Source organism: Orbaceae bacterium lpD02 (assembly GCA_036251875.1).
GTDB classification, from domain to species: domain Bacteria; phylum Pseudomonadota; class Gammaproteobacteria; order Enterobacterales; family Orbaceae; genus Orbus; species Orbus sturtevantii.
Genome location: CP133960.1, coordinates 1200967 through 1226298, shown reverse-complemented (window position 1 = coordinate 1226298; position 25332 = coordinate 1200967). Strand labels below are relative to the sequence as shown.

The window sequence follows — 25332 nt, the reverse complement described above, 5'->3', positions numbered from 1 at the left end:
ATTTAGGTTTGATTGCTATACAAGTAACGAGTCTTACTATATTAATAAAATATCTGTTATAAATATTGATTGGTGAAAAAGTTGGTGTAATAATCAGCTAATGATTTTTCACTATCTTTGTAATTATAAAAAGGCACCATTATGTTTGAAAAAGTCGAATCCTATGCAGGTGATCCAATCCTCTCTTTAGTTGCTGATTTTAATAATGATAATCGAGAAAATAAAGTTAATTTGAGTATTGGTTATTATTATGATGAGCAGGGTGTTGTACCAAGATTAAACTGTGTAAAAAAAGCGACCGACTATCTTTACCAAACTAATCATGGCGCATCACTTTATTTGCCAATGAGTGGATTACCTTCTTATTGCTCGGCGATTCAAACACTACTTTTTGGCGCTGAAAGTTCATCGGTTAAAGCTCGGCGTATTGCAACAATTCAAACTTTAGGTGGTTCAGGAGCTTTAAAAGTTGGCGCAGATTTTTTATTTCGCTATTTCCCTTCTTCACAAGTTTGGGTAAGTGATCCAACTTGGGATAATCATGTCGCCATATTTAATGGCGCCGGTTTTACGGTCAATTATTACCCCTATTTTGATCAGAAAACGGGAGGGGTTAACTTTGACGGTATGTTACAAACGATAAGCCAGTTACCGGTAAAAAGTATTGTGCTTTTACACCCTTGCTGCCACAACCCGACAGGCGCAGATTTGACTAATGAGCAATGGGATAAAGTGATTTCAGTACTAAAAGAAAAAGATCTGATTCCATTTATGGATATTGCCTATCAAGGTTTTGGTAAAGGTATTGATGATGATGCTTATGCTATTCGCGCTTTAGCTGCGTCAGGGCTATGTGGTCTAGTGGGCAATTCTTTCTCTAAAACATTTTCACTTTATGGCGAACGTGTAGGTGGATTATCGGTACTTTGTGAAGACAAGCAGGCCGCTTCGCGAGTGTTAGGGCAATTACAATTTACCGTCAGACGTAACTACTCAAGCCCTGCTAATACGGGTGCTCAAATTGTTTCTTACGTGCTTAATCAACCAGAATTAAATGCTATTTGGGTAAACGAAGTTAATACTATGCGCGAGCGTATTGCACACATGCGATTAACCTTAGTGGACACATTAAAACAGTTAGAGCCAGATCGTGATTTGAGTTTTTTACTACAGCAACAAGGAATGTTTAGTTATACCGGTTTTACTAAACAACAAGTAGAAAGATTAAAAACAGAGTTTGGTGTTTATCTGATTGGCAGTGGTCGAATGTGTGTGGCTGGGTTGAGCAATAATAATGTTTATCAAGTTGCCAAGGCATTTGCCTCTTTATAACTTTATGCCAATAAATGGAGAAATGGTTTAAGCTGATAATAACGTTTTCATTAGCAAAAAAACGTCTTATTGTTATATAGTTTTGCTTAGGAAATACTTTTTTTCCATTATAGTAAAGTATTTGTTACTGCTTCTCTATTTACTGATATTAATTGCTACATTAGTAATTAATAATACGGTTATGAGCGCTAAATACAAATATGTTCTAATTCCAGTAGAATTAAACATAATAAAATAATTATTTTTTGTTAAAAAGGATAGTCAATGTTTTCAAATTTTGAACTTTCAGTAAAAGGTAAAGTTACCAAAGCGGTTATTCCTGTTGCAGGGCTTGGAACTCGAATGCTACCTGCAACTAAAGTAATCCCTAAAGAGATGCTGCCAGTAGTGGATAAGCCGCTGATTCAATATGTGGTGAAAGAGTGTATTGCTGCTGGGATAACTGAAATCATTTTTGTTACCCATTCATCAAAAAATTCGATTGAAAACCATTTTGATACTAGCTTTGAATTAGAAGCGATGTTAGAGGCTCGTGTAAAGCGGCAACTTCTGCAAGAAGTGCAATCTATCTTACCTAAACATGTCACGATTAGTAGTGTGAGACAAGGACTAGCCAAAGGGCTCGGGCATGCGGTTTTATGTGCTTATCCTTTAGTTGGTAACGAGCCTTTTGCGGTTGTGTTACCAGATGTGATTATTGATGAGTATGAAAGTAATTTAGACCGAGATAACCTTAAAGCGATGATAGATAACTATCATGAAACAAAGCGTAGCCAAATTATGGTTGAGCCAGTTGAGCAAGCACTTGTTTCATCGTATGGTATTGTTGATTGCCATGGCGAAGAATTATTAGCTGGCAATACTGCTCAAATGTATGGGGTAGTTGAAAAACCTTCACAGCAAGACGCACCATCAAATCAATCGATTGTTGGGCGTTATGTATTGTCAGAAAAAATTTGGCCACTACTTGCTAAAACGCCTACGGGAGCAGGCGATGAAATTCAACTAACCGATGCCATTGGTATGTTACTTAATTACGAAGCGATTGATGCCTATTGCATTAAAGGACAGAGTCATGATTGCGGTAATAAACTTGGTTATGTTCAAACGTTTGTCCAATATGCGATGAGGCATCAATCATTAGGTAAAGATGTGACAAAATGGCTAAAAGGCTTAAAATTGTAATCTATTGGCTTGATTAATATCATGAATTTATCTGCATATCAGTCATTGCTTGAACCGATTGATGCTTTTTTGCATTGCCCAACTCCCTCGTTATGGATAGACGAAGCTAAAAAAGCTGAAAATTTATCAATTTTATTAATTGATCATATGATTTGCGAGCTAAAAGCCGCACAAACCGCGGCTTGGCTAGTTCGTAAATACGCGATTGATAAAAAAAGTAGCGAGATTTTGCTAAATTGGTTACAACCGTATGAGAATTTAATCTACTATAAAGGTGGGGATTTTCATCAATTACTTAGTCGCCATCACGATATCTCCAAGCAACTCGTCCTTCGCCCAGATTGTCCTTATGCCGAGGAGTTAGTCGATAAAATGGTCACGCTAATTAAAGAAGAGTTACATCATTTTTATCAGGTATTCGATATTATGAGTCAGCGTAATATTAAATACCAAAGTATCACGGCAAGCCGTTACGCTAAGGGATTGATGCAGCAAGTTAGAACATATGAGCCAGCAACATTAGTCGATAAATTAATTTGTGGCGCTTATATTGAAGCAAGGTCATGTGAACGATTTGCTAAATTAGTGCCTTATGTTGATGAGAAACTTGCCAATTTTTATATTTCATTATTGCGTTCAGAGGCAAGGCATTATCAAGATTACCTTAAATTGGCACAAAAAATTAGTCATACTGGAATTGATGATAGGGTTAAATTAATTGGTCAAGTAGAAGCAGAGCTAATTAGCCGTGAAGATTGTGAGTTTCGTTTCCATAGTGGTGTGCCATCGAGATAACAAAAAACCCGCGTAACGGGTTTTTATGAAATTGATTATTTTTGGCTAAATAACTAGCATTTTAAACGATCAGGCCAATCATTTAGTGTTAAGGTAATAAAATCCTTAACGACTTTCGGCGAGCCAGCAACTACATTGCCAGAAGCCATGTAGTTGTTACCGCCAGCAAAATCAGTCAAAATTCCGCCAGCTTCGCGTAGTATTAGTTCACCCGCAGCGATGTTCCAAGGCTTCAAACCAATTTCAAACAATCCATCAATTCGCCCTGCTGCAATGTAAGACAAATCCAATGCAGCAGATCCCGTACGACGAAAATCAGCACACTTAGTAAATAGTTTTTGTAATACATTGAAATAGCTATCGCTATACTGCTTTTGTTTATAAGGAAAACCAATAGCTAAAACTGTATTTTCTAGATCTTTGACGTTATTTACTCGAATACGGTAACCATTAAGTTGCGCACCTTGTCCTCTTGTTGCCGTAAATAACTCATTTGCCATTGGGTTATAAACGACAGCGACTTCGGTTTTGCCTTTGAGACGGACCGCGATTGAAATACAGCAGTGAGGAATACCTTTAATTAAGTTGGTTGCACCATCAATTGGGTCAATAATCCATTGTACATCGTCATCACTACCTTTGGTTATACCACTTTCTTTAGCTATAATAGTATGATCTGGATAGGCTTTTTTTATTGTTTCGATAATTAGTGATTCAGCGGCTTTGTCTACATTCGTTACAAAGTCATTCTCACCTTTGTTATCAACTTTGACAGAAGCTGGATTTTCATAAGATTTAATAATGACGTTACCTGCCTTACGGGCAGCACGAATAGTGATATTTAGCATCGGATGCATAATGTTTTTCCAATTGATTTTAAAGAACAGAAAATGAGTGCCCGATTAAATCGGGTAATATTTTGCGGCATAGTATAACAGCATTTTAGGCTTTTTCTAGTTTATGTTAAAATGACGGTAAAATTTTTACTGGATATCATAAATGTCATTACTCGATAATATTAAAATTGTATTAATTGAAACATCTCACACTGGTAATATGGGATCGGCTGCAAGAGCTATGAAAACGATGGGATTAACCAAGCTATGCTTAGTCAACCCGATTGTAAAGCCTGATTCACAATCAATATCACTTGCCGCTGGGGCAAGTGATATTGTCAAACAAGCTCAAATCGTTGACTCTCTAAATGATGCGATTGCGGATTGTCAGCTCGTCATTGGTACCAGCGCGCGCTCGCGTCACTTACAATGGCCTCACCTAGAATCTTTTCAAAGTGGGGATAAAATTATTGAAGAGGCGGTTTTAGGTCATCAAATTGCTTTAATATTTGGACGAGAGCGAGTAGGACTTACCAATGAAGAACTACAAAAATGTCATTATCATGTCTCTATCCCCGCTAATTCTCAATACAGCTCACTAAACTTAGCGATGTCAGTTCAAGTATTATGCTACGAAATCCGTATGGCTATGTTAAGACTAGAGAATAATCCGTCTATAGTAAACGAATCAATCGACTATCCAAAAGATGGCGATATTGAGCGCTTTTACCATCATTTAGAGCAAACTTTATTGCAAACAGGTTTTATTCACCCTAGTCATCCAGGACAAATAATGGGTAGATTAAGGCGATTGTTCACTCGAGCGCGCATTGAGCAACAAGAATTAAATATTTTGCGTGGTATTTTGACATCGATTGATAAAACGATGAGATAATTTTGTTCAATTTATCGCTGGTTTTAACATAACTTTTTGAAATAAATATATTTTATATTCTTGTGGGTTAACTAAAATCAACATAGCTAAAATTAGAATCTGTGCTAAAATTATCGCATTCTTAAAGGGCTAAGCAAAATTTAGCTAGATTTAAAGGAACTATTATGCAAACTATCGAAGGTCAAGTCGCCGCACCTAAAGCCAAAATTGCTATTATTATGGCGCGTTTTAACCATTTCATTAATGACAGCTTAGTTGAAGGTGCAGTTGATGCCTTAAAACGTGTTGGGCAAGTTGATGATAAAAATATTACTGTTATCAAGGTTCCTGGTGCGTATGAAATTCCTTTGGCAGCTAAAGCAGCAGCACAAAGTAAAAAATATGATGCTATTGTTGCGTTAGGTACGGTTATTCGAGGCAGTACTGCTCATTTTGACTATGTGGCTGGGGAATCAAGCTCTGGATTATTATCGGTCTCTTTAGAGCATTCAATTCCTATTGGCTTTGGCATTTTAACTACCGAAAATATTGAGCAAGCGATTGAACGAGCAGGAACTAAAGCGGGTAACAAGGGTGCAGAAGCCGCGCTAACGGTGCTAGAAATGTTAAATACCTTAAAAGCCATTAAGGGGTAATTCGTGAGCTCAACAACAAATCCAAGACGTAGAGCTCGAGAGTGCGCGGTACAAGCCATTTACTCTTGGCAGGTTTCTAAAAATGATCTTTCCGATGTTGAAGTCAGCTTTATGGCAGAGCAAGACATGAAAGGTGTGGATAAAAAATATTTTCGAGAACTATTAAACGGTGTCGCGCTTAATACTGCAGATCTTGATAATAAAATGGTCTCATACCTAAATGAACGCTCATTAGATGAGCTAGGTCAAATTGAGAGAGCCATTTTACGTATCGCTGTTTATGAGTTATTAAAACGTGAAGATGTTCCTTATAAAGTTGTTATTAATGAGGCTATTGATTTAACAAAAACATTTGGAGCAGAAGATAGCCATAAATTCATTAATGGCGTACTTGATAAAGTCGCACCAACAATTAGAACTAGGTAAAATAGCGAGACACTTATGAGTGACAATGAGCAACCCGATAATAAAGTAAAACCAACGGTTTTTTATACTCAAAAATCGCAAGAAGATGCATCAACACGCGAGCGAGGAAAACGGGAAGCGGATAAGTTTAAATCAAATGGACGCAGCAGTTATGGCAAGCCCTCATCTGATAGACCGCGCTCAGAAAAGCCTCGCTCAGAGAGTCGCCGCTCAAATGATAGCAGAGTTGAGACATTTGGCAGCAGCAGTTATGGCAAGCCCTCATCTGATAGACCGCGCTCAGAAAAGCCTCGCTCAGAGAGTCGCCGCTCAAATGATAGCAGAGTTGAGACATTTGGCAGCAGCAGTTATGGCAAGCCCTCATCTGATAGACCGCGCTCAGAAAAGCCTCATTCAGAGAGTCGCCGCTCAAATGATAGCAGAGTTGAGACATTTGGCAGCAGCAGTTATGGCAAGCCCTCATCTGATAGACCGCGTTCAGAAAAATCTCATTCCGAGAATAATCGCGCAAACGAACGCCACACTGAAAAATTTAAACCTCGAGATAAAAGTGCGGCAGACGGGAGTGATTCACCTTGGAAAAATCGATTTCAAAATACTGAGCAATTACCCACTTTTGACACTGAAAGCAAATCACCAGTTGATCGTGAGCGAATAAAGCGGCAGCGTAAAGAGGAAATATTAATTTATAGTGAAAATAGCTGTAAAGCAGTATTTAATCATCGTCCGGATTCAATTATTAAAGCCTTTTTATTGCAAGATAAAACCTATGAATTCAAAGCGCTAGTGGCATATTTAGTAAAACACCGATTAGGCTATAATGTTATTACTGATGAAGAAATGACTAAAATAGCTCAAACCCCACATCATGGTGGTATTTGCTTAATTGTGAAAAAGCGTCAAGCGCAGCTTGTTAGCGATTACTTATCAAAATCAACCGCATTAGAACAAGATTGTGTGCTGGCTATTGACGATATTAATAATCCGCATAATTTGGGCGGAATAGTTAGAACAGCCGCATTTTTTAATGTAAATGGTTTGCTCTTACGTCAACCTGATTTATTAGAAAATGGCGCAGCGCTTCGGGTTTCTGAAGGTGGGGCTGAAACAATAACACCAATTAAATCAGATGATTTGCTGGCCTCAATAGATCATTTTAAACAGCAAGGTTACCAAATTATTGCTTTATTGCCATGTAAAGTGAACTCAATTAACGCTGAAACTTTGGCTACAGCGAAAATGAGTTCAAAAGTTGTCTTCATTATTTTTCAACAAATCAATATTCCGCTCGCGAGTCTTGCCGATAAGGTTATTTATGTATCTGGTAGTGAGTCTATGTCAGCACTTAATATATCAGTATTAACTGGTATTGTACTGGCTAAGTGGCAAGAGAAAACCAGTAAAATGTAACCTTACTTTTCGCTCATTAAAGTAGATAAACCAAAATGGGCGAAGGGTTTAAATGACAATTAATCAAATAGCATCTTTTGAATAGAAAGAAATTGAATATTGGTTACAGTATACGACAACTAACCTCAATAATTTCGATATAAAATGAATATTCACTCAACGAATAAACGTCAAATTGGTCTGATTTTTGGTAAGTTTTATCCACTTCATTGCGGGCATGTCTATCTCATTGAGAAAGCAATTAGTCAAGTTGATGAGTTACATATCATCTTAGGTTGTGAACAAAATAGAGACTTAATTTTATTTCAAAAAAGTCATATGCCAAAGCAACCACAGGTTAAAGATCGTCTTTATTGGTTACAAGAAACGTTCAAAAACCGTCCGAATATCCATATCCATATTTTAGATGAAGCCGGTATTGCGTACTATCCTGATGGTTGGAAAGATTGGAGTGATCGTGTTAAATCTATTTTGCAAAAGAATCAAATCACACCAACTATCATTTTTACGAGTGAACTTCAGGATGCAAAAAATCATCAGCTCTACTATAACTGTGACGTTAAGTTAATTGACGTTAATAGGCAATTTATTAATATTAGCGCAACTAAGATACGCGATAATCCTTATCAAAATTGGCAATTTATTGCCAAAGCAGCGAAACCATTTTTTACTAAACGTATTGCTATTATTGGTGAGCGGCAATTTGATACATTACCTAGACAGTTAGCCAATATTTATAATACCCAATATGTGTCTAATGGTTATATTAATTACATTCAGCATCAACATTTGCATAATAATAAATTAGTTTTAAATGAATCAGATTATATTCGTATTGCATTGCTACATGCAAAGCGGCTTGACGAAGCGACCCCGCTAGCAAATCAAGTTATATTCACCTCATTAGATTTCCAGACATTACATCACTTTTATCAGCAAGCTTTTAAAAGAAGCAGTAAAATTTTAAAAAAATTAGAAGATAACTATCATTTTGACCAAATTATTGATGCAAATAGCTTTAATAAAAGTGACTCATCGCTAACTATTTTCGAGGCTGCTATTGATATGATTAATAAACAGCTAAGTTAATAATCTATACTAAAAATAGTACAGGGCTAGACTCTGTGATAAAATGGGCAAAATTTTGTTATGGTGTAGATGATTATGTCAATAAAACCAGATGGAAAAAATACGAATAACAATCAAGAAACCATTGATTTTGGTTACCAGCAGGTCCCAACACAAGATAAAGAGAAACGTGTTGCCGATGTGTTCAATTCCGTTGCCGATAAATATGATGTAATGAATGATTTAATGTCTTTTGGCATTCATCGTATTTGGAAAAAAATAACTATTGAGTATAGTGGGGTTCGGCAAGGACAGACTGTATTAGATTTAGCAGGCGGAACAGGCGATCTAACAGCTAAATTTTCTAAACTTGTTGGTGATAATGGTTTAGTCATACTCGCTGATATTAATCAATCGATGTTAAAAGTAGGGCGGGATAAATTACGTGACAAAGGTCTATTCAAAAATATTGAATATGTGCAGGCCAATGCTGAAGAGCTTCCGTTTGCGGATAACACCTTTGACTGTATCACGATTTCATTTGGTTTACGTAATGTTACCAACAAAGATAAAGCATTAAGTTCTATGTGGCGGGTATTAAAACCAGGTGGGCGTTTACTTATTTTAGAATTTTCTAAACCAGAATATAAACTACTAAGTAAGGCCTACGATCTTTATTCTTTTACCATGTTACCTTTAATTGGCAAATTAGTCGCTAATGATTCAGATAGTTACCGTTACCTTGCGGAATCAATTCGTATGCATCCCGATCAAGTAAAGCTCAAGCAAATGATGAACGATGCTGGCTTTAGAGACGTGCAATATCATAATATGACCGGCGGGATTGTGGCTTTACATATTGGTTTTAAATTTTAAGTTGTATGATGAAATACTTAAGACTATATAAAATTCTTACGACGTTTAAAGCTTATCAACTAGCTGAATTGCTACCTAAATCGGTATATTCTGCAAAATTTAAAGGGCTTTTAGCTTTACTATTTTGGGTTAGAAAACGAGCAAAAAATAAAGCGAGTGGTGAGCGTTTAAAGCTAGCCTTACAACAACTTGGACCGATTTGGATCAAGTTTGGGCAAATGTTATCTACCCGTCGTGATTTATTGTCTGATGATGTGGCGCTACAACTAGCGATGCTGCAAGACCAAGTCCCTGCTTTTGATGGGCAAATGGCAAAGCAGATTATAGAGCAAGCTTTAGGATGCCATATTGAACAACATTTTTCCGATTTTAATCCAACGGCGCTGGCATCGGCCTCGATAGCTCAAGTGCACACTGCAACGTTAAAACAAAGTGGTGCACAAGTCGTGATAAAAGTTTTGCGACCAAATCTTATGCCTAGCATTAAAGCTGATATTGCCGTGATGTATTGGTTAGCGGAGCAAAGCGAAAGATATTTACCTGATGGTAAACGTCTACGTGCTGCAGAAGTTGTCAGCGATTATGAAGTCACGATCCTAAAAGAGTTAAATTTACTACAAGAAGCCGAAAATACGCGCCGTTTACGTAATAATTTCATTAATAGCGACATGCTTTATATTCCTTATGTTTACCCTGAGCTGTGCCGTAAAAATGTGATGGTAGAAGAGCGTGTTATCGGTATTCCAATTGCAGATATTGAGCAGCTTAAAGCCAATAATGTTAATCTTAAATTGCTGGCCGAACGTGGTGTTAACGTCTTTTTCACGCAAGTATTTCGAGATAATTTTTTTCATGCTGATATGCATCCTGGTAATATTTTTATCGATGCTAAAGAGCCTGTAAATCCACGCTACATCGGTATTGATTGTGCGATCGTTGGCGAATTGAGCCAAGACGATCAGCGTTTTTTAGCGCAAAATTTTATTGCTTTTTTTAACCGCGATTATCAAACAATAGCTCAGCTTTACATTTCATCTGGGTGGGTGCCTGAAAGCACGGATGTATTCGCATTAGAATCAGCTATGCGCGATGTTTGCGATCCTATTTTTGCTAAACCGCTTGGCGAGATTTCATTCGCTCAAGTTCTATTTCATCTTTTTAAAGTGGCACGGCAATTTGAAATGGTCATTCAGCCGCAATTAGTATTGCTTGAGAAAACATTATTTTATATTGAAGGCTTAGGTCGTCAACTCTATCCTCAGTTAGATTTGTGGTCTACAGCTAAACCATTTTTAGAGTCATGGTATCAAGAGCAAATTAGTGTTAAACGCATAACAAAACAATTTATTGATACACTGCCGCAATGGCAAGAGATTTTTCCTGATTTGCCAACTAAAATTAAGCAATATCAAAAAGATAATCAGCAATTAATTCTACAAATAAATAAACTTAATAAGCAATTAGACAAGACAACAAGAAAGCAGATACTATTATGGCGTGTAGCGATAGGGCTCATTATTATCGTTGCTATATTTGATCTTTTATCACATTAGTGTGGCTTTAAATTTTTTAGTCAGCTAGTGTGCTTGTTCTACTGCCCGATTTGTTTAATAAGTCGTCAAAAATAAAAAATAATGTAAAAAAGAGCTAAAAAGGATAGTAAATTGTCGTTCTTATTTTGCATATCGATTCATTAGCAGTATATAATCACACCATTAAGCATCGTACACTTTATCTTAAATTAGGTGTATGATGTGTTGTGTATTTTATCAATTAATGGAGTGTCAATTATGATGATAAGTTGGACAAAGTTACTTATCGTACTTGCTGTTGTTGTATTAATTTTCGGAACGAAAAAGTTACGTACTATCGGTTCTGATTTAGGGGCGGCAATAAAAGGATTAAAAAAAGAGATGAGTGATGATGACGAGAAAAAAGGCAGCAGCAACGATGCTGATTTCCCATCTGAAAAACAATCTGAAGAATTAGAAAATAATCAAAATAACGACAAAAAAGAGTAAGTTGTGTTTGATCTTAGTTTCGGTAAATTAATTCTTGTTCTGGTTATTGCTTTGGTTGTTTTGGGGCCAGCACGCTTACCTAAAGCAATTAAAACGGTTGCAAATTGGATTAAAGCACTTAGGCGGCTTTCAGCGACGGTGCAATTGGAGCTCAATAAAGAACTGAGGCTGCAAGAGTTACAAGATAGCCTTAAAAAGGCTGAAAAAAGTGGCTTAGATAATATTACTCCTGAAATAAAAGCATCAATCGATGATCTAAAACGTGTTGCAGAATCTATTCAAAAAGATTTTTATGATACCGCTGAGCAAGTTAAATCTAGTGTTAATCAAATTAATCATGATGTTCAACAATTAGATCCGTCTAGTGGCAATCAGCCTAATCATGATGAACCTAATCGTATTGCTCAATCCTCTGCCAGTATAGGAAACGATCATAATGTCAGATGATCATGCTCAGCCGTTAATTGCTCATCTTATTGAACTTCGCACTCGTCTATTGCGTTGTTTGATCTGTATTATGCTTATATTTTTAGCCTTACTATATTTTGCTAATGATATCTATTCAATTGTAGCTAATCCACTTGTAAGGCAGTTGCCAGAAGGGAGTGTTATGATCGCAACAGATATCGCTGCGCCTTTTTTTACACCAATTAAGTTAACAGCAATCGTTGCCTTATTCGTCTCTATTCCCTATTTGCTATTTCAAGTTTGGGGATTTGTGGCACCAGCGCTCTACCAAAAAGAGCGACGTTTAATATTACCGTTAGTCGTTTCTAGTACAACACTATTTTATGTTGGGCTTGCTTTTGCCTACTTTGTAGTCTTTCCGCTGGCATTTTACTTTTTCATTAATACCGCACCAATGGATATTGCAATTAATACCGATATCACTAAATACCTCGATTTCGTAATGACTTTATTTGTGGTATTTGGTTTTGCTTTTGAAGTACCAGTGGCAATTATTTTATTATGTTGGTCAGGCGTAACCTCTCCGCAAAGTTTGAAAAAGAAGCGCCCTTATATTATTGTCGGCGTATTTATCGTCGCGATGTTTTTAACTCCGCCGGATGTTTTTTCGCAAACATTATTGGCGATCCCGATGTGTTTACTGTTTGAAATTGGATTGTTTTTTGCTAAATTTTATAAACCTCGACAAGAGGCTGAAGATGAACAAGAATTTGATGAGTAGGATGTAATAATGAAAAGCAGCTTGCCTGATTTTAGTTTTGCAAATGTGTTAGTTGTTGGTGATATTATGCTTGATCGTTATTGGTATGGTGCAACGAATCGTATTTCACCAGAAGCACCTGTACCGGTGGTAAAAATAGATTCATTAGAAGAGCGCCCTGGTGGCGCAGCTAATGTGGCGATGAATATTACATCGCTTGGTGGCGAGGTTCAACTAATTGGCTTAACTGGCATTGATGAAGCTGCGAGAATTCTCGATGAGCAGCTTACAAAGCAAAAGGTTAAATGTGATTTCGTCGCGTTATCATCCCATCCAACTATCACAAAACTGCGAGTATTATCACGTAACCAGCAATTAATTCGCCTCGATTTTGAAGAAGGGTTTGGCAAAGTTGAACCAACCACGCTACTAGAACGGATAAGTAAAGCATTACCAAAATCGAAGGTGATGGTTCTGTCTGATTATGCCAAAGGTGTACTTAGCTCAGTCCAAGAAATGATTAAGCTGGCTAATCAAGCAGATGTCCCTGTTTTGGTTGATCCTAAAGGAACTGATTTTGAACGCTATCGCGGTGCAACGTTATTAACGCCAAATATGTCTGAATTTGAAGCCGTTGTTGGTTTTTGTGAAACCGATGACGATATTGTGGAAAAAGGTTATCAGCTAATTGAAGACTATCAACTAAAAGCATTACTTATTACCCGTAGTGAAAAGGGAATGACGTTATTGCAGATAGGAAAGCCTATTTATCATCTACCTACTCAGGCTAAAGAAGTCTATGATGTTACTGGTGCGGGTGATACTGTTATTGCGTCTCTTGCTGCAGCATTATCTACTGGTTGTTCACTTGAGGAAAGTTGCTTTTTGGCCAATGCCGCAGCGGGCGTTGTGGTTGGTAAGCTAGGTACATCAACCGTATCGCAAGTAGAGCTTGAGGATGCAATTAGAGCTCGTTCCGATAATGGGTTCGGTGTGATGAATGAAAATGAACTTCAAGTGATGGTTGCTAAAGCACGTAAACGCGGCGAAAAAATTGTAATGACAAATGGTTGTTTTGATATTCTACATGCAGGGCATGTTTCTTATTTAGCTAATGCACGTAAGCTGGGCGATAGACTAATTGTCGCAGTCAACAGCGATAGTTCAGTTAAGAAGCTAAAAGGTGAATCTAGACCTATTAACCCACTAATGCAGCGCATGATTGTTCTTGGCGCACTTGATTCAGTGGACTGGGTTGTTCCGTTTGAAGAAGAGACTCCGCAGCGTTTGATCGCAAATATTCTACCTGATATTTTAGTAAAGGGCGGTGACTATATGCCAGAACAAATAGCGGGCGGTAAAGAAGTTATCGCGGCCGGTGGTAAAGTCGAGGTGCTTAATTTTGAAGATGGTTGCTCAACCTCAAATATTATTAATGCAATAAAAAATCGGCATTAATTCTGATTATTTATGAATATGATCGTCCTTTTGATTAATACGAAAGGGCGATTTCGTTTATTTGATAATGATAAAATAAGAAAATATGAGCGAATTAAAAAAAGAATTGGGATTACTACAAGGGGTTGGTTTATTATCTACCTCTTTACTTGGCACCGGGGTATTTGCTATTCCCGCTATTGTAGCGCAAATGGCCGGTCAAGATGGTTTATGGGCATGGCCTGTACTGTTAATTTTAGTTTTTCCGATAGCGATTATTTTTGCTGAACTCGGTAAACACTATCCTCATGCTGGCGGTGTTGCTTATTTTATTGCTAAAGCATTTAATATACACTTAGGTCGAGTTACCAGTTGGTCATTTTTATCCGTCATCCCATTTGGCCTACCTGCTGGGCTTTATATTGCTACAGGATTTTGGCGTTCACTTTTTAATTTATCGACAGAAGGTGAACTATTCGCGCAAATTATTACGTTAGTTTTGATTTGGGTAATTGGTTCATTTGGCGCTGCCGCGAGTGGTTGGATACAATCAGTCATAGCACTTTTAATCATTGGGTTGGTAATGGCAATTTGCTTTGCATCATCACCATCAGTATTGACTGTTGAATGGCCGAACATCACTGATATTAAAATGGCACCTATTATAAGCGCATTAGCTGTTATGTTTTGGTGTTTTGTTGGTCTTGAGGCATTTGTACATTTATCAACTGAATTTAAACGACCAGAAAAAGATTTCCCTAAGGCATTAATTTTAGGGCTTATTCTAGCTGGTTTTATTTACTGGGCATGTACAGCCGCAGTGATTTTTTTTGCACCTAATGCGATTGTTGCTACGACAGCATTACCGCAGATTATTGCAACATTATTTGGCACACAGGCATTATGGCTATTTTGTATTATTGGTTATCTGGCCTGTTTTGCATCGATTAACATTTACTGCCAAAGTTTTGCAAGGCTCGTTTGGACCCAAGCGGAAATTGATTATCCTCATAGCCCTTTTGCTAAGTTATCAAGTAGGCAGTCACCCACTAATGCCTTAAGTTTAGTGCTTTTATTAAGTCTATTTTTTCTACTATTAATTCATTTTTTCACTATCCCACTTAATAGTTTGTTGGAATATGCCAACGGAGTATTTGTGTTGATTTATCTTTTAGCAATGATATCGGCAATCAAATTGCTCACAGGCAAATTGCGAATACTTGCTATTGTTTGCGCGTTGGTTTGTATGGGGCTGCTTTTAGTAATCGGTTACAAAAGTTTGTATGCGATAGGTATTTTTATTCTATTTTGGTTTCTTGCTAAAAAAGTTAATAAAAATATTAACTAGAAGCGCTGAAATATATTGGATATTAAGAGAAGGTAGCCATCACACATTGGTTTTATGCAAAGAAAGCTTAATGGTAATAATTAAATAGCATCATTAATAATAAAATATTTTAAATAATAAATAATAGAAGAAAAAAAAATATTTTGAATAAAAAAAAGCCCACCAAAATGGCTGGGCAATATGATGAAAAAAAAGGAAGAAATTATCTTTTCAGTTAACATATTAATATAATTATTATTTTATGTGTAATCGGTTTTAGGTATAGATATAATAGGGCAAAATTAAAACGTTTTATTAATGCATTTTTATGATGAATTTGATTTTTATCATTTAAAATTGCATATTTTATATATTTAGATGTTGATTTTGTTAGTTAACATCTAGAAACATAAAAATATGTCAGGGCGAAATAGTATAAGTATAATAATATTAAGGTGTTATTTTTATTTATTGCACAAATATGCCACTATACATTCAATTTTGAGTTCTTTTTTAGCAAATTTATTTATGTGGTATACAATTAATTAGTTTTGGCTTTGTTTATATAATTCCGCCTGCTTTTCACTACGCACAAATATCCACTTATTGTTAATAGATTGGTGCTTATCAAATTTATAGCCAGCTAGGTCAAATGATTGAATATCATTCTGCTGATTAAGTTCATTTTTTATAATATAGCGACTCATTAGTCCTCGTGCTTTTTTGGCATAAAAACTAATAATTTTATACTGCCCTTTGCTTTCATCTAAAAACATAGGATTAATGATATTAGCGTTAAGTTTCTTCTGATTAACCGCTTTAAAATACTCATTAGATGCAAGGTTAATTAATAAGTGGCTATTTTGCTCAGCTAACTGCTGATTAAGCTGATCAGTAATAATATCTGTCCAAAACTGGTAAAGATTAGTGTGATTACCGTTTTTCAGTTTAGTGCCCATTTCCAATCGATAAGGGAGCATAAGATCCAGTGGTTTTAGTAAACCATATAAACCCGATAAAATACGCAAATGCTGTTGTGCAAAGTTGATTTCATGCTGGTTAAAATCTTCCATATTTAGCCCTTCATATACATCTCCCTTAAAAGCAAAAATTGCTTGGCGAGCATTTTTGAGGCTAAAATTAGGGTGCCAGTTTTGAAAACGTTGATAATTTAATTCTGCCAACTTGGGGCTAATATTCATTAAGTCGGCAATCTCTTTTGTAGTTAGTCTTTTACAGGATTTAATCAATTTTTGCGTGCAGTCTATAAGCGCTGGAGTCGTATGTTCAGCTAGGCTGACAGGGGTATCATAATCCAATGTTTTAGCCGGTGAAATAACTGTAATCATTACTCATTCCTATGAGATCAAATATAAATAAGATAAAAATTGCGTTTATTTTACCTCGTAAATTTTTATTTTCAGAGTATTATTTAACTAACTATTTATTAAATAAAGTTATTCAATAAGGAGACACAAGATGAATTCGACCAAAAAAGCGTTACATGAGATTAAAGCATGGGCCAATCTACGTCAGACCTCGCTTGAAATTGCCGAGGCGATTTTTGAATTAGCTAATTATGATGATGCAGTGGCTGAAAAAATCTGGGAAGAAGGTCGTGATGAAGTTTTACCACTTGCTTTTGCTAAAACAGATGCTGATAAGTTATTTTGGGGCGAGCAAACCATTGAGCGCAAAAATGTGTAATAAGTCACTATTGTGAAATTATTTTTTTTAGGTACTAGTGCCGGCACAATAACCGCTGAGCGTAATGTTTCGGCGTTGGTACTCGATTTAATTAAAGAACGCAATTCTTTATGGCTTTTTGATTGCGGTGAAGCAACTCAACATCAAATGTTAAAAGCTAAACTTAGTATTGCAAGGCTCGAAAAAATCTTCATTACCCATTTACACGGTGATCATTTATTTGGTTTGCCTGGTGTGCTCACTACTCGTTCATTAATGCAAAACATGTCACCCTTGACATTGTACGGGCCAAAAGGTATTAAGCAATTTGTTGAAACGGTAGTTAATATAAGCCATTCATGGCTAACTTATCCATTGGATATTGTCGAAATAGATCAGCCTACAGAACTTATTAATGATGAACAGTTTGTTGTTAATTGCGATGCGCTTAATCACCGAGTTGCTTGTTTTGGTTATCGCATTGTTGAAAAAGAACGTTCACCTAAACTTAATATAGAAAAATTGAACGCAGATGGGATCCCTAATGGCTCTCACTTAGCCGCACTAAAACTTGGTCAATTGGTACAACTAACTGATGGTAGAATGATTAATGGCTCGGAATATTGGGGAGAAATTAAGCGGGGTAGGAAATTAGCTATTTTAGGCGATACAATGCCTTGTGATGCCGCGGTAAAGCTTGCTCATGATGTTAATGTATTAGTTCATGAGGCAACACAAAAAAGCGATCTTCAAGAGAAAGCAAATAATCGCGGCCATTCAACCACTCATCAAGCGGCAGAAATAGCGCTAAAAAGTGGGGCAAAAAAGCTCATTATTACTCATATCAGCCCTCGTTATAGTCTGGCGAATAATCTTGCAATAGTTAATGAGTGTCGGCAGATATTTGCTAATACAGAAATTGCCAGTGATTTTTATCAAGTTGAAATTTGATTAAACTATCATATCAAAATTAACTAGGTACCTACTTTTATACTAAAATAAGGCATTACAACAAAATAATAACTAGTTACTGTTAATTTTTATTTAAATTAAACGAAATCAAAATATTGACTCTATTTCCTCGTCGAAATAATAACATTACAATTTTGCTACAATTTGTTATATAATTGGCAAAATTTTGCTCTTTGACGACTAAATTTATTCGTTAAAGGCTATCTAGATTGTGCTTATTTTTATTATCTAATAAAAAACGATAAGTCTATCAAAGCATATTGATTTGTATTGGAAAGGATAACTATGACTGATTTTTCCCAATCAGTGCCAGAACTGGTCGCTTGGGCAAAAAAGAACGATTTCTCTATCACTTTGCCAGCAGAACGTCTTGCGTTTTTGTTGGCTATTGCCGCACTAAATGGTGAACGGTTTGATGGTGAAATGAGTGAGGCCGAACTCATCGATGCCTTTCGCCATGTAAGTAAGGTTTTTGCTCAAAGCCAAGATACGATTACACTAAGGGCGAACAATGCGATTAATGATTTAGTTCGCCAACGTTTGATTAATCGTTTTACTAGCGATATGACTGATGGACTGGCCATTTATCGAATAACGCCGCTCGGTATTGGTATTACTGATTATTATATTCGCCAGAGGGAATTTTCTTCCTTGCGGCTATCAATTCAATTATCAATTGTCGCACAAGAGCTAAAGCGTGCTGCTGATGCTGCGCTAGAAGGTGGTGATGAACTGCACTGGCACCGTAATGTTTTTGCGCCGCTAAAATATTCTGTTGCTGAAATTTTTGATAGTATTGATATGACGCAACGGATCATGGATGAGCAGCAAACAGAGGTTAAACAAAGTATTGCTGATTTACTCAGTCAAGATTGGCAATCGGCAATTACCAGCTGTGAAGGACTATTATCTGAAACGTCTACAGCATTAAGAGAGCTACAAGATACCCTCGAAGCTGCTGGAGATAAGTTGCAAGCAAGTCTATTTTTAATTCAAGACGCTACCCTCAATGACACTTCATTAGACAAAGTCAACCAAGTTGTTATTGACTTACAGACTAAGCTTGATCGCATCATGGGGTGGGGGCAACAAACGATTGATTTATGGATTGGTTATGATCGTCATGTGCATAAATTTATTCGTACAGCGATTGATTTAGATAAAAATCGGGTTTTTTCGCAGCGGCTAAGACGCTCAATTCAAAGTTATTTTGATATGCCATGGGCATTAACCTTTGCCAACGCTGAGCGTCTACTTGATATGCGTGATGAGGAGCTAAGCATACAAGATACTGACGTAATGGGTGAGTTACCGACGGAACTCGAGTTCGAGGATATTGAGCATATTCAAGAACATATCATTGCTCATATTGAACAAAATCTACAGGTATTTAAAGAGCAACAGCGCCCGCTCGATATAGCTAGTTCAATTCACAGTTATTTAGCGCAATTCCCTCGTGAGCAGCATTTTGATGTGGCACGTTTATTTATTGATCAGGCGATTCGTTTAGGGGTCGCAAATGCTGATTTAGCTGGTATTCCTACGCAATGGAAGCCGATTAACGATTATGGAGCTAAGGTACAAGCGCATGTCATCAATTCATACTGAAGAAGATTCTATTCTTGAGACAAATTCATCGCTTAGTGATGTGGTTGACCACATTGCGGGGTCTTCTCAAGCCAAGCTGGATAAATATATGCCAGTTAAACTCGCTCAAGCGATAGCCAACCCACTATTTCCTGAACTTGATAGTTTGTTACGTAGTGGTCGCCATATTGGCATGGATGAGCTCGATAACCATGTATTTTTAATGGATTATCAGCCTGAACTTGAGCAGTTTTATGGGCGATATAATGTTGAATTGGTTCGGGCCCCAGAAGGTTTTTTTTATTTAAGACCGCGTTCAACAACATTTATTCCGCGTTCAGTGTTATCTGAACTTGATATGTTAGTTGGCAAGGTGCTTTGCTATCTTTATCTTAGCCCTGAAAGGCTGGCACATGAAGGTATTTTTACCTTACAAGATCTATATGAAGAACTGATGTCTTTAGCCGATGAAAGTAAACTATTAAAACTGGTCAATCAACGCTCGACAGGATCAGATTTAGATAAACAAAAATTATACGACAAAGTAAAAACATCATTAAATCGCCTACGTCGTTTAGGAATGGTATTTTTTATTATTGGCAATGATAGTAGTAAATTTCGGATCAATGAAGCAATCTTCCGCTTTGGTGCTGATGTGCGTAGTAATGATGATATGCAAGAAGCTCAATTACGCCTAATTCGTGATGGTGAGGCAATGACCATTGAATCATCGTTATCATTATTGGATAGTGATGATGGTGAGAGTAATGATGCTAATGAGGAAATAGAGGAATAGTTATGATAGGTCACGGTAAATTTCACTCATTAACACTGGTAAACTGGAATGGCTTTTTTGCCCGCACTTTTGAACTTAACGAGCTTGTTACTACCTTATCAGGCGGTAACGGCGCGGGTAAATCAACCACGATGGCCGCTTTTGTTACGGCATTAATTCCTGATTTAACATTATTACATTTTAGAAATACAACCGAAGCTGGGGCAACAGGCGGCTCTCGTGATAAAGGACTGCATGGTAAACTTCGTCCAGGTGTTTGTTATTCATTACTTGACGTAATTAATTCGCGCAACCAGCGAATTATTTGCGGTGTAAGATTGCAGCAAATTGCAGGACGAGATAAAAAAGTTGACATTAAGCCATTTATTATTCAGGGCATCGAAAATAGTATTGCGCCAACTGATTTAGTCACTGAACGCGTTAATGATCGCCAAGCTCGAATTTTGTCATTAGCTGAGTTAAAAGATAAATTAGAAAATATTGAAGGCATTGTTTTTAAACAGTTTAATTCAATTAGTGATTACCACTCATTAATGTTTGATTTTGGTGTCTTACCTAAGCGTCTGCGTTCTTCATCTGATCGGAGTAAATATTATCGTTTAATTGAAGCGTCATTATATGGTGGCATATCAAGCGCGATTACCCGCTCTCTGCGTGATTATTTATTGCCAGAAAATAGCGGTGTGCGTAAGGCTTTCCAAGATATGGAAGCTGCACTTCGCGAAAACCGCATGACGCTTGAAGCGATTAGAGTAACTCAGTCTGATCGTGATCTATTTAAACACTTGATCACAGAATCAACCAACTATGTTGCGGCTGATTATATGCGTCACTCTAACGAAAGGCGCGTACATATTGAGTCAGTATTAGGGCTGCGTAAGGACTTATTTAGTACCAAGCAACAATTAACCGATAATCAATATCGCCATGTTGAGATGGCGAAAGAGTTACAAGAGAATAACGAAGCTCAAGCTGGTCTTGAAGTCGATTATCAAGCGGCAAATGATCACCTAAACTTGGTGCAAACCGCATTTCGTCAGCAAGAAAAAATTGATCATTACCAAATCGATATCGATGAACTTAATGAAAAATTAATCGAACAGACCGAAATCGTTGAGCAAGCTAATGAGCAGTATTTAACTTATCAAGAGCAAGCTGAAGCGACGGAACAAGAAGTTGATGAAATTAAAACCCAATTAGCGGATTATCAGCAAGCGCTTGACGTTCAACAAACACGAGCGATCCAATATCAACAAGCGCTGCAAGCATTAGACAATGCTAAAAAGCTATGTCAGTTACCAAAATTAGTTGCAGATGATGCAGATCAACAATTGGCTATTTTTGCTGAAAAAGAAGCGGAAATTACCGAGATAGTTTTACAGTTAGAACAAAAACTCAGTGTTGCCGATGCTGCGGTTAATCAATTTGACCGAGCTTACCAACTGGTGGTCAAATTAGTTGGCGAAGTAACACGAAGTGAGGCATGGCAAGCGGCTCGTGATGAATTAAAAGCTTGGCCTTCGCAAAGCTATCAAGCACAGAAAGCAGATAGTTTACAATTGCAGCTCAATGAGCTTGAACAGCGATTTTTTGAGCAAAAAGCCGCGGAAGAGTTATTAAGTCAGTTTTGTAAACGTATCGGTCATAAAGTTAATTATGACGATCTTGATGAACTCAAACAAACATTAGAAGCGACACTGGACGAAAACATATTAACCGCTAATGAGTCGAGTGAAAAACGTATTGCCATTCGTCAAGAATTAGAACAAATTCAAGTTAAAATTGCCGATTATCGCCAAAAAGCACCAAGCTGGCTCAAAGCGCAAGATGCATTAATCGCACTCGCTGAACAAGCCGACACGTCACTCAGTTCAAGCGGGCAAGTGACTGAACATATGCAAAAATTGTTAGAGCAAGAACGTAGCCTAATTGTTGAGCGAGATCGGGTCATCTTTCGTCGTGACCAGCTTGATGAACTTATCAGCCAACTTAACCAACCAAATGGTGCCGATGATAGTCGTTTAAGTCATCTTGCAGAACGATTTAATGGTGTACTGCTATCTGAAATTTATGAAGATGTAACGATTGATGATGCGCCGTTCTTCTCTGCGCTTTATGGACCATCACGACAAGCAATTGTTGTCCCTGATCTCGCATTAGTGAAAAGCCAATTAGATAATTTAGATGACTGCCCTGATGATCTCTACTTTATTGAAGGGGATCCGGCATCATTTGATGATAACGTGTTTGAAAGTGAAGAGTTAACCAATGCGGTATTAGTTAAATCAGGTGACAGGCAATGGCGTTATTCGCGCTTTCCGCAAGTGCCACTATTTGGTAGAGCTGCGCGTGAAAAGCACTTAGACAAATTAATCGATGAACGTGATCAATTGCATGAACGTTATGCTAACCTATCATTTGATTTACAAAAAATACAGCGTATTGAACACAATTTTAGTCAGTTTATTGGTCAACATTTGGCCATCGCTTTTGAGGCTGATCCTGAAGCTGAAAGTCAAAAATTGTCAGCTAGGCGTAATGAAATCGAGCGTGAATCGAATAATCAACAAACTGTAGATAAGCAAAATCAACAACAAGTTAACGATTTAAAAGAGCAGTTAACACTATTAAACAAGTTGACGGCTCATTTGCATCTCTTAGCGGATGACGACTTAGCTGATAGGGTTGATGAATTGCGCGAGCAGCTAGCTGAGGCGCAAGATGCGGTAAATTACGTTAATAAAAATCAAAAAATTATTACTGAACTTGAACCATTGGTTGCAATACTGCAAAGCGACCCTGAGCAAAATGAAAGCCTACAGCAAAACTACAGCGAGATTAAACTTAAACAGCGTGAAGTTAAGCAACAAGTATTTGCATTAACCGAAGTGGTACAGCGTCGCGCTCATTTTAGCTATACTGATTCAGTAAGTATACTTGGTGAAAATTCTGATCTTAATGATACGTTACGCAAACGACTTGAAACCGTTGAGAAAAATCGTATTAGCGCGCGTAACAATATGCGTCAATACCAAGAACAATATAACCAATACAACCAGACATTAGCCTCGCTTAAAAGTGCCTTTGATACTAAGCGTGACATGCTTAATGACCTGAAAAAAGAGATCGAACAAATCGGTGTAAAAACCGATGCAATCACGGAAGAGCGGGCACGTTTACGCCGTGATGAAATTCACCAAAAAGTGAACCAAAATCGCCAATTATGTTCATCATTAGAAAAACAATTGGTTATGTGTGAAAATGAAATGACGCAATTAAATAAAAAATTGCGTCAAGTTGAGAAAGACTACCAAGTATTACGTGAACAAGTTGTTGAAGCCAAAGCCGGCTGGTGTTTGGTGTTGCGTTTAGTTAAAGATAACAGCGTCGAGCGTCGTTTACATCGCCGTGAGTTAGCCTATTTAAGTGCTGATGAATTACGTTCGATGTCGGATAAAGCATTAGGATCATTAAGACTTGCCGTTGCAGATAACGAACACTTACGTGATGTATTACGGTTATCTGAAGATCCAAAAAGACCAGAGCGCAAAATTCAGTTTTACATTGCAGTGTATGGGCATTTACGTGAGCGTATTAGACAAGACATTGTTAAGACCAACGATCCGATTGAAGCCATTGAACAGATGGAAATAGAGCTGTCTCGATTAACCGAAGAGTTAACGTCGCGTGAGCAACAATTAGCGATTAGCTCAATAAGCGTCGCTAATATTATCCGTAAAACGATTCAACGTGAACAAAACCGTATTCGAATGCTTAATCAAGGTTTACAAGCGGTTGCATTTGGGCAGGTTCATGGCGTGCGCTTAAATGTTAATATTCGTGAAGCGCATGTTACATTACTTAGCGCTTTAGCCGATGAGCACAATGAACATCAAGATCTGTTTAGTAATAATAGAATCACTTTTTCTGAAGCTTTGGCTAAACTATATCAGCGTTTAAACCCGCAAATTGATATGGGGCAGCGCACCGCTCAAACTATTGGTGAAGAGCTACTTGATTACCGCAATTATTTAGAGCTTGACGTTGAAGTTCACCGTGGTGCAGATGGTTGGTTGCGTGCCGAAAGTGGTGCACTATCAACCGGTGAAGCAATTGGTACAGGGATGTCAATCTTATTAATGGTTATTCAAAGTTGGGAAGAGGAATCTAAGCGATTACGCAGTAAAGATATCGTACCGTGTCGTTTACTATTCTTGGATGAAGCGGCCCGCCTCGATGCTAAATCAATTGCTACGCTATTTGAGCTTTGTGAAAAGCTAGAAATGCAGCTGATTATTGCCGCACCAGAAAACATTAGCCCTGAAAAAGGGACAACCTACAAGCTTGTTCGAAAGGTTGTCGACAACAATGAATTTGTACATGTTGTTGGTTTAAAAGGCTTTGCCTAGTTGTAATTTATAATTGCGTACAGCTAACCTGATAGTTATCTATGTTTATAAGCTATCTATCAGGTTTAATGTTATTTATATTCTTTCTAGTTAGTGAGTCCTTGATTTTATCTATAGCTATCAGCTTTAACTCGATACATTTTTTGCAGATAAGCTTTTTCATTACAATAGTAATGTAATTAATTGGCGAAATTTAGCATATTTCTCCAGGTAGTAACAAAAACCTTTCATCACACAATAATATAGCTTTTCGATTATATCGTTATCTTTACGTTATGTTAACACCTGCCTATCATTATTCAACGCTATAACTGATATTTTCTAACACAAATTACGGTTAAGATTAGCTTATCTAGTTTTTAATAGTATTTTTTTATGTGTTAAATATCCGCACTTAAAGTATAAAGATCGTGAAAAAATATACAAAAATAAAATTATTTATTTAATAATATATATTTATCCTTTTTTTTA

22 protein-coding genes are annotated in these 25332 nt (G+C 37.1%); 20 read left to right on the top strand and 2 right to left on the bottom strand.

All coding sequences use genetic code 11. The annotated features are described in order from the left end of the window. Positions 1–141: 141 nt before the first annotated feature. The 3 genes from RHO12_05365 to miaE all read left to right on the top strand — a co-directional run bounded on the left by RHO12_05365 (position 142) and on the right by miaE (position 3312). On the top strand, positions 142–1332 hold the full coding sequence (locus RHO12_05365; protein ID WVD67208.1) for an amino acid aminotransferase: 1191 nt from the start codon (positions 142–144) through the stop codon (positions 1330–1332). A gap of 264 nt (positions 1333–1596) precedes the next feature. Next, positions 1597–2517: a UTP--glucose-1-phosphate uridylyltransferase GalU gene (gene galU / locus RHO12_05360; protein WVD67207.1), complete on the top strand. Its 921-nt coding sequence runs from the start codon at positions 1597–1599 to the stop codon at positions 2515–2517. A gap of 21 nt (positions 2518–2538) precedes the next feature. After that, the gene (gene miaE / locus RHO12_05355) at positions 2539–3312 is read left to right on the top strand and encodes a tRNA isopentenyl-2-thiomethyl-A-37 hydroxylase MiaE (protein ID WVD67206.1); all 774 of its coding nucleotides are present in this window, start codon (positions 2539–2541) and stop codon (positions 3310–3312) included. Between the two features lie 53 nt (positions 3313–3365). Here the strand turns inward: miaE and suhB are convergent, their stop codons facing one another. Further along, positions 3366–4169, bottom strand: coding sequence for an inositol-1-monophosphatase (gene suhB / locus RHO12_05350; protein WVD67205.1), 804 nt, complete (start codon positions 4167–4169; stop codon positions 3366–3368). A 142-nt stretch (positions 4170–4311) separates the two neighbouring features. On the opposite strand from suhB, the gene trmJ reads away from it, so the two are divergent. The 12 genes from trmJ to yjeH all read left to right on the top strand — a co-directional run bounded on the left by trmJ (position 4312) and on the right by yjeH (position 15432). Then, on the top strand, positions 4312–5043 hold the full coding sequence (gene trmJ / locus RHO12_05345; protein WVD67204.1) for a tRNA (cytosine(32)/uridine(32)-2'-O)-methyltransferase TrmJ: 732 nt from the start codon (positions 4312–4314) through the stop codon (positions 5041–5043). A gap of 164 nt (positions 5044–5207) precedes the next feature. Continuing rightward, entirely contained in the window at positions 5208–5678 is a 471-nt protein-coding gene (gene ribE, locus RHO12_05340) for a 6,7-dimethyl-8-ribityllumazine synthase (protein ID WVD67203.1), read from the top strand. A 3-nt stretch (positions 5679–5681) separates the two neighbouring features. Next, a complete protein-coding gene (gene nusB, locus RHO12_05335; protein ID WVD67202.1) occupies positions 5682–6104 on the top strand; it encodes a transcription antitermination factor NusB in 423 nt (140 codons plus the stop codon). Between the two features lie 15 nt (positions 6105–6119). Next, complete coding sequence (locus RHO12_05330) at positions 6120–7514, top strand: tRNA/rRNA methyltransferase (GenBank protein ID WVD67201.1); 1395 nt, start codon at positions 6120–6122, stop codon at positions 7512–7514. 144 nt (positions 7515–7658) lie between these two features. Beyond that, positions 7659–8603 (top strand): multifunctional transcriptional regulator/nicotinamide-nucleotide adenylyltransferase/ribosylnicotinamide kinase NadR, encoded by a 945-nt coding sequence (nadR, locus tag RHO12_05325; GenBank protein WVD67200.1) that lies wholly within the window; start codon positions 7659–7661, stop codon positions 8601–8603. A gap of 75 nt (positions 8604–8678) precedes the next feature. Beyond that, a complete protein-coding gene (ubiE, locus tag RHO12_05320; GenBank protein WVD67199.1) occupies positions 8679–9458 on the top strand; it encodes a bifunctional demethylmenaquinone methyltransferase/2-methoxy-6-polyprenyl-1,4-benzoquinol methylase UbiE in 780 nt (259 codons plus the stop codon). Positions 9459–9463: 5 nt separating this feature from the next. Then, complete coding sequence (gene ubiB, locus RHO12_05315) at positions 9464–11011, top strand: ubiquinone biosynthesis regulatory protein kinase UbiB (GenBank protein WVD67198.1); 1548 nt, start codon at positions 9464–9466, stop codon at positions 11009–11011. A gap of 219 nt (positions 11012–11230) precedes the next feature. Continuing rightward, positions 11231–11479, top strand: coding sequence for a twin-arginine translocase TatA/TatE family subunit (gene tatA / locus RHO12_05310; protein ID WVD67381.1), 249 nt, complete (start codon positions 11231–11233; stop codon positions 11477–11479). A 3-nt stretch (positions 11480–11482) separates the two neighbouring features. Continuing rightward, entirely contained in the window at positions 11483–11926 is a 444-nt protein-coding gene (tatB, locus tag RHO12_05305; GenBank protein ID WVD67197.1) for a Sec-independent protein translocase protein TatB, read from the top strand. Then, complete coding sequence (tatC, locus tag RHO12_05300) at positions 11916–12668, top strand: twin-arginine translocase subunit TatC (protein WVD67196.1); 753 nt, start codon at positions 11916–11918, stop codon at positions 12666–12668. Before tatB ends, tatC begins: the two co-directional genes overlap by 11 nt. Positions 12669–12677: 9 nt before the next feature. Further along, the gene (gene hldE / locus RHO12_05295) at positions 12678–14105 is read left to right on the top strand and encodes a bifunctional D-glycero-beta-D-manno-heptose-7-phosphate kinase/D-glycero-beta-D-manno-heptose 1-phosphate adenylyltransferase HldE (protein WVD67195.1); all 1428 of its coding nucleotides are present in this window, start codon (positions 12678–12680) and stop codon (positions 14103–14105) included. An 85-nt stretch (positions 14106–14190) separates the two neighbouring features. Beyond that, positions 14191–15432: an L-methionine/branched-chain amino acid transporter gene (gene yjeH / locus RHO12_05290; protein WVD67194.1), complete on the top strand. Its 1242-nt coding sequence runs from the start codon at positions 14191–14193 to the stop codon at positions 15430–15432. 524 nt (positions 15433–15956) lie between these two features. Here yjeH and yaaA read toward each other — a convergent pair. Continuing rightward, complete coding sequence (gene yaaA, locus RHO12_05285) at positions 15957–16760, bottom strand: peroxide stress protein YaaA (protein WVD67193.1); 804 nt, start codon at positions 16758–16760, stop codon at positions 15957–15959. A gap of 130 nt (positions 16761–16890) precedes the next feature. Between yaaA and RHO12_05280 the strand changes: the two genes are divergently transcribed. The 5 genes from RHO12_05280 to mukB all read left to right on the top strand — a co-directional run bounded on the left by RHO12_05280 (position 16891) and on the right by mukB (position 24861). Then, entirely contained in the window at positions 16891–17118 is a 228-nt protein-coding gene (locus RHO12_05280; protein ID WVD67192.1) for a YccJ family protein, read from the top strand. A 12-nt stretch (positions 17119–17130) separates the two neighbouring features. Continuing rightward, positions 17131–18048, top strand: coding sequence for a ribonuclease Z (gene rnz / locus RHO12_05275; GenBank protein ID WVD67191.1), 918 nt, complete (start codon positions 17131–17133; stop codon positions 18046–18048). A 306-nt stretch (positions 18049–18354) separates the two neighbouring features. Next, entirely contained in the window at positions 18355–19677 is a 1323-nt protein-coding gene (gene mukF / locus RHO12_05270) for a chromosome partition protein MukF (GenBank protein ID WVD67190.1), read from the top strand. Next, the gene (mukE, locus tag RHO12_05265; GenBank protein ID WVD67189.1) at positions 19658–20452 is read left to right on the top strand and encodes a chromosome partition protein MukE; all 795 of its coding nucleotides are present in this window, start codon (positions 19658–19660) and stop codon (positions 20450–20452) included. The genes mukF and mukE overlap by 20 nt, the downstream gene beginning before the upstream one ends. A 2-nt stretch (positions 20453–20454) precedes the next feature. Continuing rightward, positions 20455–24861, top strand: a complete 4407-nt coding sequence (gene mukB, locus RHO12_05260; GenBank protein WVD67188.1) for a chromosome partition protein MukB — start codon at positions 20455–20457, stop codon at positions 24859–24861. Positions 24862–25332: the final 471 nt, after the last annotated feature.